Source organism: Mesorhizobium sp. 10J20-29, from assembly GCF_054130485.1.
Window position 1 is genome coordinate 2530690 of the sequence record NZ_CP199156.1, and the last position, 12853, is coordinate 2543542.

The window sequence follows — 12853 nt, forward strand, 5'->3', positions numbered from 1 at the left end:
GCACAGGCACGATGGAGGCGACTGCGAACCCGAAGGCATCGCTCTACAAGCGGATCGGCGAGGACAAGGGTGTCCGTGCGCTGGTCAAGGCCTTCTATGACATCATCGAAACCGAGGAATACGCCCGCGACCTGAACCTGCTTCATCTCAGGGGGCACGGCGTGGCCCACTCCCGGATCGAACAGTTCGACTATCTGTCGGGCTTCCTCGGCGGGCCTGCCTACTATCTCCAGAACCATGGTCATACCCGGCTGAAAGAAATCCACGAGCACGTTCCGATCGGCAGGGAGATGCGGGATCTCTGGCTGAAATGCATGGCCCAAGCCGTTGATGTTGTAGGTCTCTCGCCGGCCCTGGCCGACGAACTCATGCGCCATCTGACGCGTGCCGCGGAAAGCGCCCGCAACATGGATTAGCGCACTAGCCGTAGTCGTCGATCTGGTGCGGCGACAGCCGGAACAGCCAACCGCGATCCGTCGCCACCCCACCAGAACGTCGTTGAGCGCGATACCCTCGCCGTCGATCACCGCCTGCACCCGCACGTTCGGATCGGGAATCGTCAGTACCGCGTCGCGGGTCTTGAACGGCAGGTCGGCGGCGCGGTGCCAGTCCGCCCAGGCAGCACTGCCGCTGCGGTCGGAAAGCAGCGTCAGCTTGTCCATCGCCGAGGCCAGGCCCCTCGGTCTCAACCAGCGCCATGGCCTCGGCGCGGCCGGTCGCGAAGGCAGGGCAGGAGAAAAGCCGACGAGCCACGGTGTGCCGCGCAGGGCGTCGACATGCGCCTCGATCACATCCTGCGAGCGTTTGCTTTCCAGTCATGGCTCGCGCCCCTGGGGCGCCAGCGCGCGCCGCGGATCGTGAAAATCAATGCTGGCGGACTATTCCGCCGCCGATCGATCCCGCCATCGACGCCGGCCTTCGTGGCGGTACGCAAATCCGCAATGGCCGACGGGTGGTACTGAAGTGGATAGCGCCCGGAAAAGGCAACGCATTGGCTGGAGCGGGTAGCGGGAATCGAACCCGCGCGTTCAGCTTGGGAAGCTGAGAGAATTTCAATGATTTCAAGAGGATAGATGTAAAATTGGTGCCTCGTTGTGCCAAGATTTGCTAGTGAAATCAATGCGCATGCAAAACACACAGTCCCCGGAGTAGGCAGCTGCTCACTCGGAATCCGCTTCTTCAACGGCTTTGCGACGATCGCCGGCGCGTTGCCACCGCTAACAAGCGTCCTCACGCACCGCACTCGCACGAACAGGATTGCGTTGTCATTATGGACGAAACTATTGAGGGCAGTCGGCCGCCGCGGCCAAAAGTCGACCTCGGTTTCGAGGTCGTTGCACGCCAAAGCATGCAGCGAACGGCGTTCACTCGGGCCTAGACCACCGTGTCATCGAGGTGCCACTATCGGAATGGCGTAAATCGCCAGCCTGGAGGAACAAATGATCGCCCGTTCCGCAAAACCCAAGATCGACGAGCCGCGCGTCGTGGACATCGAAACAAAGCGGACAATGGGAAAGGCACAGAAGCATTTCGGAGTGATCGATGTCGGCTCGAACTCCATACGGCTAGTCATCTATGACGATCTTAGTCGCGCGCCGTTTCCCCGATTCAACGAGAAGTCATTGTGCGGGCTTGGCGCCGACATAGGCGAGGACGGAAAGTTTTCAGAGAAAGCCACTGCGCGAGCTTTGCATGCCATTCGCAGGTTCGGCTCCATCGCCAAGGTGATGGAAGTTGAACGGGTGGACGTCATTGCAACGGAAGCGACACGTCGAGCTGCAAACGGCGCCGAGTTTATTGCTTCCATCAAGCGCGCCACGGGTCTCAAAACAAAGATTCTTTCAGGCGCCGAGGAAGCACACTATACGGCGCTTGGCGTCATTTCAGGCTTTTATCAGCCACGGGGGCTGGTCGGCGATATCGGCGGCGGCAGCTTGGAGGTAGCGGAAGTCATTGGCGCCGAGGTCGGTGAGCGCTCAGCCAGCATGCCGCTTGGCGCCCTGCCGATCAAGAAGATCATGGAGGAGTCAAGCGACGGGGCGAAGAAGTATATCGACGACATTCTTGAGCAGAGTTTGCCTCCCCTCCTGACGGAGCCGGTTTTCTATGTAGTCGGTGGCGGCTGGCGCGCGATCGCTCGGGTTCATATCGCCATGAACAAGGTTCCGATAAGCGTCGTCCATGGCTACGACATTTCGGCAGAAGAAATTCGTTCTCTCGCCAAGAAAATCGCGCGCATGTCTGCCGACGAAGTCGCAGGTCTGCCCGACGTGCCAAGCAGGCGAGTAGATACGCTTCCCGCAGCCGCACTGGTAATGTCACGCGTTCTAAAGAATCTGAAACCCGAACGCGTCGTTTTCTCTGCCTTCGGATTGAGAGAAGGCTGGCTCTACGCACAGCTCGACAGTGAGGAGCAGTATCGGGATCCGTTGCTGGAAGGCGCACAGGCGATAGGGCTACCCGCGTCGCGGGTTCCCGAATTCAGCGCCGCGCTCGCCATTTGGACGAACGAGTTGTTCCCCGGCGAGACACAATCCGAGCGCCGATTGCGTCTCGCCGCCTGTGCCTTGTCCGACATTTCCTGGCGTGATCATCCCAAAGTGAGAGCAATCGATAGCTACCTGCGTCTCTTGCAGTTTCCTTTTATCGGGATCACCCACCCGGAACGTGAGTTTCTGGCACTCACGATCATGACCCGTTATGGCGGCAAGATCGACGACGCCGAAGATGCGTCCGGCACGATCAGCTTACATGCCAGCATGCGGAAGCGCGCTGAAATCCTCGGCCGCGCTCTACTACTTGGCCACCGCTTTTCAGCCAGCGTGCCTGAGATCTTGGCGAGATGCCGCTTACGCATCGATGCAGATGCGGTTCGGCTCGAGGTTCTGGATTCCGAGAACGTGCCTGATAGCGAGGCTGTGCATACGCGCATGCGTCAACTGGCAAAAGCGGTCGGGGTAGACGGCGCCGAAATAATTGATGTTACTGTTTGACCATATAGGCACGAGATTGATCCTTTTGACCCCAGTCTAGCTTCACCCGCAGTCACAAGTGAAGGCTCGGGACGCAAGGCAAATGCTGAGCGTGGTAGTCAAGAACGATCTCGAAGCTCAAGCAGAACCGCCGATTGCCACTCGCAACGACAGGACCGCTGATATCTATCGTGGGTGCGTCGTCATCCGTGCCCCGGTGTATGGATCAGACACTGGGGCAAAGTGGTCCGGTTTCGAGGCGGACCGTCAACACGGCGCAGCGGAACTTTAACCCTTAGTTAACCATAATTGCGTCAGGTCTCTTGGTCACTGCAGTTGTATCGATCGCGGATTTTTGACGCGAGATCGAGGACACCGAATGTTGGAGTGTCTTTTACCCCCGACCTGTCTCCAGGAACGCACTAGCCGCTGCCACAGCAGCATGCTCGGCGCGTCTCTTCCGCTTCACTGGAAACCTGGTCGATTTCCGACTGGGTTGGAATAGTGTCCCTGAAGAACTTTCCCGTCGGTTGGCGGCGCCGAGCTAAAAATATCCTCACATCATGGGGGCTGCAGATCGGCCTGCTATTGATCGTGTGTTCACAGGCCGGGGCACAATCAGCAAACGACAATTTCGCAAATGCCATCTTTCTGTCCGGGCCTGCCGGGGTGGTGGCAGGGACGAATGTTGGCGCAACCGGGGAAAGCGGTGAACCGAACCCCGGGAATAATTCGATCCTGAACAGTGTCTGGTATCGATGGAGGGCTCCCGCCGACGGAGTTGTGACATTCGACACATGTGTTGATGGGTCTTTTGATTCGCATTTGGCCGCTTTTACCGGGGCGGCTGTAAATGCACTTACAACCATCGCTGCCAATGACGATGCGGATGGCTGCGGCTTTGAAGCTTGGCGGCGCGGCAGGAGCGCGCGGATCACATTCTTGGCTACCGCAGGCACAATCTACCATATCCAGGTGGATGGCTGGTTCAATCATACTGGGTCGTTCAACTTAACGTATCCGGACAGTGACATCACGGCCCCTGAGTTCACCGACTTCCCATCCGACATTTCGGTTGACGTTGACTACCCAGCCACCACTGGAGTGGTCTCGTGGAGTGAACCGGCAGCCGACGACGATTCAGGTTCGGTCATTGTTACGCAAACTGCCGGCCCTGTTTCGGGCTCATCGTTTCCGCTTGGGTCGACGATTGTGAGCTACCAGGCCGAGGACATTGCCGGGAACTCAAGCACGCAATCGTTCACGGTTTTGGTCACTCAGATTGCCCCTGGATCACTTACTCTGGTTGTCGAAAGTGCAGCAGACGGCAACTTCCCGTTCACGTCGGATGAGGGGGCCTTTAATTTCACAGTATCCGTCGTCTCGGGGTTCGGAACTTCAGGACCGATTCCAATTCGTCCCGGAAATTATGCCTTTTCGTTCTCAGTCCCCCCGGGATTTGGCCTTACTGGGGCGGAATGTAACGACCCAGCCAGCTCAATCGACATTGAAGACATGACCGGCAGCGTAACCCTTGCCTCCGGGGCCCAGGTGACTTGCACAATATCCTCGGTAGATTCCGTCAAAGAAACAACGGCGCAGATTGGGGCGTTCCTCGAAAACCGCGCGAAGCTCATTCTCCAGAATGGACCGGATCGTGACCGTAGGATCGAACGGCTGACCGGCGACTACGCCAATAATGGTGGTTTGACCGCCTTGAACTTTTCCTATGCCAGTGGACATTTCCCGATGTCGCTCCGACTATCAAACGATAGGGCCTCCTTTTCCTATAGCTTTCGCAAGTCGCAAACCGAAACGGCAGCCTACGGTAATGCGACGGCCGATGAAAAACCGACCCAAGACGGAGGTGAAAAGAGGGAACCTCTGACCGATGGTGACCTCCCATTATCTTCGACATTGTTAGGCTTTGCAGAATCGAAGTTCGGGGCTGAGCCTAGTGGTTCGTGGGAAAGGTCCATCCAGACGTTTGATGACGATGGACAACCAGACCCTTCGGCCAGCGACCCTATGCGATACAGAACTGACATTTGGTTGGAAGGCACAATCGCCAATTTCGATGGCGTCGGCGGCAATGGTAAGTTCGGAATTCTCCACGGTGGCATTGACTATCTCGTCACCCGAAATCTGCTTTTCGGAATAGGGTTTCAGGGTGATTGGACCGAGCAACGAGCAACGTCAGGCTCCGGCTATATGATCGGCCCTTACATGACCGCCCGGATATCCGACCAGTTGTATTTCGACGCGCGCGGGGCATGGGGGCAATCGTTCAATGCGATTGCCCCGTTTGACAGCTACACCGATGATTTCGACGCCGAACGGTGGCTGGTCAGCGTCGCCATGATTGGGGATTTCGATGTCGGCGCTTGGAAAGTCAGCCCAGAAGTCAGGTTGGACTATTTCAACGAAACGACACATCCCTATCTCGACAGTCTAAATGTCCCGATCCCGTCGGTTGATAGCTCCGTTGGCGAACTGAAATTCGGTCCGACCTTTACCGTCGATTTGCCCCCGATCGACGATGGGGTTGGAACTCTGGTATTCCGGCTCGAAGGCATTTGGAACTTTGCGAATGAAAACTCGGCCGCTACTGGTTCACCCAACTATCTCGGGCTCGCGGAAACAGGTCTGCGTGCCAGGGCTGAAGTCGGTTTATCGGCCCAAATTGTTGATGGCTTCAGCTTTTCGAGCTCCGCCTTTTACGACGGTATTGGCAGCAATGATTTCAGCGCTTGGGGCGGTAAGGTCAGAATTGCTAAGCAATTCTAGGCTCAGGGCTCAGGGCTAATTGATCAGATCAAGAGGCGTGTCACTACATCGTTCCGGACTGAGTTTGGCGACGAAAGCCTTGGCCGCCAGCCTGTAATAAGTCTTGCTAATGTGGGGATCGTGGTCAAAGGCGTGGCGCCACAGGAACTTCTCGTTCGCCCTGCGCGGGTCAGCGATAGCCGCCAGCCTCCCGCAACGACGGACCTCGCGCCATCCCTGTTTCGGGTAGCGCATTCGGACCCACAAATTCACCAGAGGCAGGATCAGCGAGTCTTGAGACATCGGTCCTGTTGCCTCATCGGATGCCAGCCAAGGCCCCGATAAAGGGAAAATTCATTAAAATGCTGTAACGCTCTACTGGTTTTCCTGCAAAATATTCGTGCTTTGTCACAAGCACAATATTCTGCTGATGGGCGGGCATCGTAATGTTCAATCGGATAAGCCGACTTATTCCCCTCTGCGCGGCAATATTATTGGCGCTGGTTTGCACATCGATTTCAGCAGATTGGCGTGTGGCCCAGACTACCGGTCGAGCATTCGTGCAGCAAGGCACCGGACAACTTGCATCGCTTTCAAGAGGCCTAGTTCTGGAAAACGGAGCGGTCATTGTCACGGAGAAAAACGGCAAGGCAGCGATCGTCCGTGGGTCCCAGACAATGATCGTATCTCCGAACACGGTTGTTACTTTGCCGGCCGAGAAAAATGGGATGACCACAATCGTCCAGAGTTCAGGAGAAATCCAAGTCGATGTAGACCGTCGGCAGAATATACATTTCTCGGTCGAGACGCCTTACCTGTCGGCCGTGGTTAAGGGAACCAAATTCACCGTCCAGGTGCGCAATCGAAGAGCCAATGTCGGTGTCTATCGTGGTCGCGTGGAAGTGAAGAACCTCAAATCCGGTGAAACGGTAGATATTCTACCCGGGCAACGAGGCTATGTGAATTCGTTCACGGGCATCTCTATCGACGGCGTCGGTGACATCCAGCCGGTCATGCCCGGCGTCCCACGTGCAGCTATTGTCGACCGTGCCACCGCAAAGCAGGTCTTGTCTTCTCTTAGCCGCAGCACGTCGGCAAATACCGGCAAAGCCGCCACTTCGGTGGGCAAGGGCAAAGAGCACTCGTCGGAAGCTCGCAGCAACAGAAGCAACGGCAAGCGTAGGAATGGCAACAATGATGGCGGCGATGGCGGCGATGACGGCGGTGGCGGCGATGACGGCGATGACGGCGATGACGGCGATGACGGCGATTGTGATGGCGACTGCGACGGCTAGTCAGGAAATCGTAGCGAGCGCAGGAAATCCAGACAGGTTTCGACTGGCTGGCCCCAACGCGTCGTTTCGTTCAACCGGAGCCCCTTTTTGCTGAAGCGAGCGATTGCCTTCGCGCTTGTCTATTTGTTTGCGGTTGCCGCTGTCACTGGCAATTGGCTAAGGCCACTCGACGAGCGGCTGGCCGATTGGCGTATGGGCCTTCTTTCCCGCGCGCCGACAGCAGATATCGTTCTGGTCGACATCGACGCAAGGAGTATTTCCGGTCTCGGCCAATGGCCGTGGCAGCGCCAGATTCACGCCGACATTGTCGATCGTCTCACGACATTGGACGCCGTTGAGATCGCCTTTGACATCGATTTCAGCGCACCATCGTCTCCCGACCAGGACGCAGCCTTCGAAGCGGCGTTGAAGCGGGCAAGCCAACCGGTGATCCTTGTCGCGTTCGATCAAAGAGCCACAGCCGAAAACTCTGATGCGCCCCTGCATCAGAACCGACCAATCGATCGGTTCGCGGCAAATGCCTGGGTCGCAAGTGTGAATGTGATGCCGGATGCCGATGGAAAGATCCGGTGGTTGAAGTATGCGAGCGCGCCTTCCGATGCATCGATCCCGTCCCTGTCGACCCTCCTTGCTGGCGGCATGTCTGATAGCGACAATGCGTTTCGGGTGGACTTTGGCATCCGGGCAGACCAGTTCGACCGGGTTTCGGTTCTGGATCTACTCCAAGGAAATGTCACCAGGGATCGGATCGCCGGCAAGAAGGTAATTGTCGGCGCGCAAGCAACAGAACTTCGCGACATTTTCAATGTGCCAGTCCACGGCTTTATAACGGGGTCGGCGCTGCATGCGCTTGGTGCGGAAAGTATCATGCAGGGTCGCGCCCTGTCCGACACCGGTGACCTCGCCAGCGCTTTTGGACTGCTGCTTATCCTTGGCGTGGTGTTCTTTCTGATCCGTCAGCGAGGATGGAGAAGCAAGCTCTCAGTTCTTGTGGGCACTTCCATCTTGATCGAACTTGCTGCCCTCTCCGTCCAAAGCTTCTTCCCTATTGAAGTATGGACCGCTGCCTGGCAGGTAGCTCTTGGCAGTATGATGCTCCTGACGCTCCTGCGCGAGATCGATCTTCGGCGTATCCTGATCATCGTCCAGCGCAAACAGAAGGCCAACGTCCAGACGATACTCGACCGCATCATCGCCGACAATTTTGCCGGTGTGTTGGTCGTCGATGCGGATGGAATGATCCTTGCCGCCAGTCAGGCAGCCGCGGCACTCCTTGCAAAGGAGGGCGATCTGGTGGGCCTGAGCGTCACTGACGTTTTGCCCCCTGAACTTGCGTCTGCTTTCGCCGGTGTTCAACCTGTGCCCGGACAGGCACCTCGCGGTAGACCCCGCGAAGTCGAGGTCACGTCGTTCGGCGGCTCGCGGACATTCGAGGTGGTAGTTACGCCCTCCTGGTTAAGTGGCGGTGTCGATGCAAAAGGTAGCGACCTCCCGGACGTTCTCGTCACCTGCCTGACTTTCGTCGATGCGACCGAACGCAAGCAGGCCGAAGTCAGGATGGCCTATCTCGCGCGCTTCGATCCAATGACCGGGTTGGCCAACAGGAACCAGTTCGAGGACCAGGCCAAAGCACTGCTCGCGGAAGCCACGGACACCAGGCCGTGCGCCATGATTTGCATCGAACTCGACCGGTTCAAGTCCGTCAACGACACTCTCGGCCAGAGTTTTGGTGACAAGTTGTTCGGCGCAGTTGCGGGTCGGCTTGCGACAATCGCTCCTTCAGGCAGTGTCGTCGCGCGACTGGGAGGAACGGACTTCGCCATCTTGCTCAGCGGTCCCGACACCAGGGGGCACGCCGTCGCGATCGCCGAACAACTGGCAAGACCCGATGCCCAATCATATCAGATTGAAGATCGCCAAGCTGTGATCACCATGAGTGTCGGTATCGCCAACCAGACACCCGGCGACACGGACGCACTTTCCCTGCTCAAGCAGGCGGACACCGCCCTGCATCAAGCCAAGCAAGCCGGCGGCAACTGTTACTTTGTCTACCATTCAGCAATGGTTACCGATCTCGAAAGACGCCGTCAGCTCGAGATCGACCTGTGGGAAGCCTTCAAGAAGGACGAATTCGACGTCTACTATCAGCCGCAGATTGGCCTTGATGACGGCCGGGTGATTGGTGCAGAGGCCCTCGTGCGTTGGCAGCGCGCTTGCGGCGACTACGTTTCACCAGCCGAGTTCATCCCGGTGCTTGAATCGATTGGCCTGATGGAAGCAGTCGGACGCAAGATCTTGGAAAAGGCCTGCGCCGCCGCCACCCGCTGGCCCGACAGCATCAAGGTCGCTGTCAACGTCTCGTCTGTTCAGTTCACCCGCGACGACCTTGCCGCTACAGTGTCAGAGATCCTCCATCAAACCGGACTGCCAGGGGAGCGGCTTGAACTCGAGATTACAGAATCGCTGTTTCTGACTGCGAACAAGTCGGTAAAGGCTACATTGAAAAAGGTCCGAGCTATGGGCGTCAGTTTCGCGCTCGATGATTTTGGCACCGGCTACTCATCACTTTCTTACGTGCAGAAATTCCCCATCAACAAGATCAAGATCGATCGATCGTTCATCGTCGGCGTTCCAAACGACCCTGGCTCAGTCGCAATCGTGCGAGCTGTGGCAGCACTCGCAGAGAGCCTCGGCATGCGCATGATGGCCGAAGGGATCGCCCGCGACGAACAGATCTCGATCCTGCGACTGCTCGGCTGTCACGAAGGACAAGGTTTCTTGTTCTCGAAGGCCATTACGGAGGAAGAATTCCGGCACTTTCTCGACGAGAGAAAACCTGTCCAGATGCAACTCAGCGAGCGAAGAGCGGGACGTGCATGAGCGGGATCGAAGCCGCGACCATCTCCGGACACAATGAGCTTCGTATGCTACAGTGCGACTGCCACCTCCGCATCGTCGATCTGGTCGACCATCCTCGGATGACAATCGCTCCGACCTGGGGGCAACGCGCGCATCCCTGAAAGGACGGCAAAAGGCCCTTCAACCCGACATCGGAATTGCGGAAATTGGCAAGCCGACCGACCCGGATGCATTCTCTTGCTGCAGTAACACGGCATCGTATCGACCCATTGACCTGCTCCCGTGAAGCGACCTTGCATCGATCGGCATCTCTCCTCATGAGCCGCACTCGGCGTGCCCGGAAACTTGGCAGTCTGGCAAGAGCGGTGAGCTCCTTCCAAGCCGCGCGGATCCGCTGACCCAGTCAAACTTTAGTTGCAAACTGGGGCACTCCGCCCTTCTTACGATGGCTCCGGTGCGGCAGATGGGTCCCTATTTCCTCCGACCCTCGACGGATTCTCGTTGAGTCGAATGGCGTCACGTGAAAGGAACGAACGATGAATATTCTGAACCTCAATCGCACCCTAGCTGTGGCAACTCTGCTTGCCGCGGCACCGGTGAACTTGGCGCTAGCCCAGACCGCCACCGGAACGGTTGTGGACGGCAGTTTCACGCTAGTTGCGCAGCAGCAATCCTATCTTGATGTAATGGCCAACCTCGAGGCCGCCGGTTATGTTATCGATTCGACCAAGACCACATTCTTGGGCAGGGTTCAGATTACCGCACACAACCGGCAGCACCAGCGCGAGATCGTTGTGAGTAGGGCAACCGGAGAGATCAAGAGCGACGTTATCACGGAGCTATTTGAAGGGTCAGCAAGCGCAACTCTGGGAACAAGTGTGTCCGGCGCAGTCGCTACTCAGCCGAGCCCCGCGGATGGCGGTCTCCTTAGCATTCTCGGATTTGGCAGCAACGTGTCGACTGGAGTGGGTGGCTCTGCTGGGACCACCGCAGGCACCAACGGGGGTTCGGTGACGGGCAACGTTTCAACTAGTGTATCGGGCGCCGTCGGCGGCGGATTGTCAGGCAACTCCTCCGGCGGAAGTTCTGGTGGCGCTTCGGGCGGTGTCTCCGGCGGCGTATCCGGCGGCTTGGGCATCGGCAACTAGACGCCACGATCCGCCTCCCTCCCGGTGGGGTGGAGGCGGATCCGCAGGATCTGAAGAGGATTTCGACGCATGCATGACCCGGCGATTTGCGGATCACTTCGGGCTAACCGTGTCAGGCTTCTCTATCTCGCGTTTGCCGTGCAGGCGCTCGGCGCACTGTTCTTTGTTGGCGATCTTTGGTCGGACATATTGGGTCTGAGAAGCGAGCCAATTCCGTGGATGTGGCAGGAATACATTCAAGTTCTCGCCAGCGCTGGTCTTATCGTCGGCGTGCTGGTCAGTGGCATCTTTCTGCGCCTCAGCCTTCGTCGCATCAGTCGCATGGGTCGCCAGATAGAAGTCGTTTCAGGCAACTTTCAGACGCATTTACTTGCACTGTTCGAGGAATGGAACTTCTCTCCGTCAGAACAGGCAGTGGCCATCTATGCAATGAAGGGCTTTACCAACAATGAGATTGCCGTGCTTCGGGGCACAACTACGGCGACCATCAAGAGCCAGATGAACTCCGTATTTCGCAAATCAGGACTATCCAGCCGGCAGCAACTGGGTTCGTTCCTCGTCGAAGAACTGCTGGCCGGACTCCCGATGAACGATCGTTCGCCTTCGCCCATTGAGCTGAAGAGCCTGCCGAGCGAGGCTGCCTAGAGTCAACACATCGGAGGGCAACTCCGCCCCGGAAAGCGACGACGGACTTGCGCCGTAGCCAGCCTGTCACTATCCATCTGGTATTGGTAGAGGCTGTTGGCGGACTGCACAACGATCAGCCGTTTCTCTATCCGAAGCTCTCCAACGGCCCGTGCCGCACATTCAGACGACGCTTTAAGGCCTCGGCATAACGGCGCCGCCAGCCCTTCTGCGGAGCCGTGAGGAACCAGGAGCGCCTGATGTCCCATGATCTTGCGCAGTCGCTTGCCGGATCACATCCGAGATATACCATGTGCCCGCCGAGATTGTAGGCGGTCATCTCGCCGAACCAGACTGAGCCGTCGCGGTCATAGAAGTCACAGCGCATATGGTCAAAGTCTCGGCTGAGCAGTCGCGCCGCGCGCAGCATTTCAACGATACTGGGAGGTAGTTCACTATGGGAAACTGGCAAGCCGACGCCGCTAGAGGTATTTAGCCGATTGAACTGCCCGTCGAATACCGCGGCCTCTCCGTGACTGTAGCGGTCCTCGATGAGGACAGCTAAGCGGCACTCGCCGCCGAACATGAGTAGCTTGACCTCTTTCTGCACCATGCCCCCACCGGGTTCGGTGATCATCTCTTCGACAAAGAGTCGGTGCCTGACGTGGGAGTATCCCCATTCGCCATGCTGTCGGCCGTAGGTCCGGCGCATCCATTTCCGCGCCTGGCGCTCAAGGGCTGAGCGATCGTATCTGCCCCCATGGACGAAGTAGTTGTAGCCGCAGCCGTGGCTGGCCTTCACCGCGACGTCGCCGCGCAGGACGTCGTCGGGGATCGCACCCGGATCGGTTCCTGACCAGAGCACCTTTGCGATCTTCAGGTCCGGACATCGTTCAGCGACAAAATCCTTGGTTGCCAGCTTATCGCAACTCATCGCGATGCGTGGGTCGTGGTCGAAGATCTTCCGCCACAGGAACTTCTCGTTGGCCGTGCGCGGATCTGCAATTGCAGGCAGCCGCCGACAACGACGCAACTCGCGCCATACCTGTTTCGGATGGCGCAGCCGGACCCAGACATCAACCAGAGAGAGTATCATGGTATCTCCTGACATCGGCCCGGTTGCTCTTCGAGTATTCGCCATGGCAAAGTGTTCTCTGCGACATCAGCCTGAGATGCCAGACAGGCCGCA

General features: G+C 57.7%; 8 protein-coding genes. 7 read left to right on the forward strand and 1 reads right to left on the reverse strand.

The features are described 5' to 3' along the window. Positions 1-11 precede the first annotated feature (11 nt). From ACT2BZ_RS12120 to ACT2BZ_RS12150, 7 genes are all read left to right on the forward strand, one after another. Positions 12-416, forward strand: a complete 405-nt coding sequence (locus ACT2BZ_RS12120; protein WP_457935414.1) for a group II truncated hemoglobin — start codon at positions 12-14, stop codon at positions 414-416. A 1023-nt stretch (positions 417-1439) separates the two neighbouring features. Then, entirely contained in the window at positions 1440-2993 is a 1554-nt protein-coding gene (locus ACT2BZ_RS12125; protein ID WP_457935415.1) for a Ppx/GppA phosphatase family protein, read from the forward strand. Positions 2994-3476: 483 nt separating this feature from the next. Next, the gene (locus ACT2BZ_RS12130) at positions 3477-5759 is read left to right on the forward strand and encodes an HYR domain-containing protein (protein WP_457935416.1); all 2283 of its coding nucleotides are present in this window, start codon (positions 3477-3479) and stop codon (positions 5757-5759) included. A 512-nt stretch (positions 5760-6271) separates the two neighbouring features. Further along, positions 6272-7033 carry a FecR domain-containing protein gene (locus tag ACT2BZ_RS12135; protein ID WP_457935417.1) on the forward strand — a complete coding sequence of 254 codons (762 nt, stop codon included), beginning with the start codon at positions 6272-6274 and terminating at the stop codon, positions 7031-7033. An 87-nt stretch (positions 7034-7120) separates the two neighbouring features. After that, positions 7121-9913 (forward strand): EAL domain-containing protein, encoded by a 2793-nt coding sequence (locus ACT2BZ_RS12140; RefSeq protein ID WP_457935418.1) that lies wholly within the window; start codon positions 7121-7123, stop codon positions 9911-9913. A gap of 515 nt (positions 9914-10428) precedes the next feature. Further along, the gene (locus ACT2BZ_RS12145) at positions 10429-11040 is read left to right on the forward strand and encodes a hypothetical protein (RefSeq protein WP_457935419.1); all 612 of its coding nucleotides are present in this window, start codon (positions 10429-10431) and stop codon (positions 11038-11040) included. Positions 11041-11109: 69 nt separating this feature from the next. Further along, positions 11110-11685: a helix-turn-helix transcriptional regulator gene (locus ACT2BZ_RS12150; protein ID WP_457935420.1), complete on the forward strand. Its 576-nt coding sequence runs from the start codon at positions 11110-11112 to the stop codon at positions 11683-11685. Between the two features lie 127 nt (positions 11686-11812). Here ACT2BZ_RS12150 and ACT2BZ_RS12155 read toward each other — a convergent pair whose 3' ends face one another. After that, positions 11813-12760, reverse strand: a complete 948-nt coding sequence (locus tag ACT2BZ_RS12155) for an ATP-grasp fold amidoligase family protein (protein ID WP_457935421.1) — start codon at positions 12758-12760, stop codon at positions 11813-11815. Positions 12761-12853: the final 93 nt, after the last annotated feature.

Coding starts and splice junctions, on each gene's coding strand:
- ACT2BZ_RS12120 (WP_457935414.1), top strand. CDS start 12: ATGGAGGCGACTGCGAACCCGAAGGCATCGCTCTACAAGCGGATCGGC.
- ACT2BZ_RS12125 (WP_457935415.1), top strand. CDS start 1,440: ATGATCGCCCGTTCCGCAAAACCCAAGATCGACGAGCCGCGCGTCGTG.
- ACT2BZ_RS12145 (WP_457935419.1), top strand. CDS start 10,429: ATGAATATTCTGAACCTCAATCGCACCCTAGCTGTGGCAACTCTGCTT.
- ACT2BZ_RS12150 (WP_457935420.1), top strand. CDS start 11,110: ATGCATGACCCGGCGATTTGCGGATCACTTCGGGCTAACCGTGTCAGG.
- ACT2BZ_RS12155 (WP_457935421.1), bottom strand. CDS start 12,760: ATGATACTCTCTCTGGTTGATGTCTGGGTCCGGCTGCGCCATCCGAAA.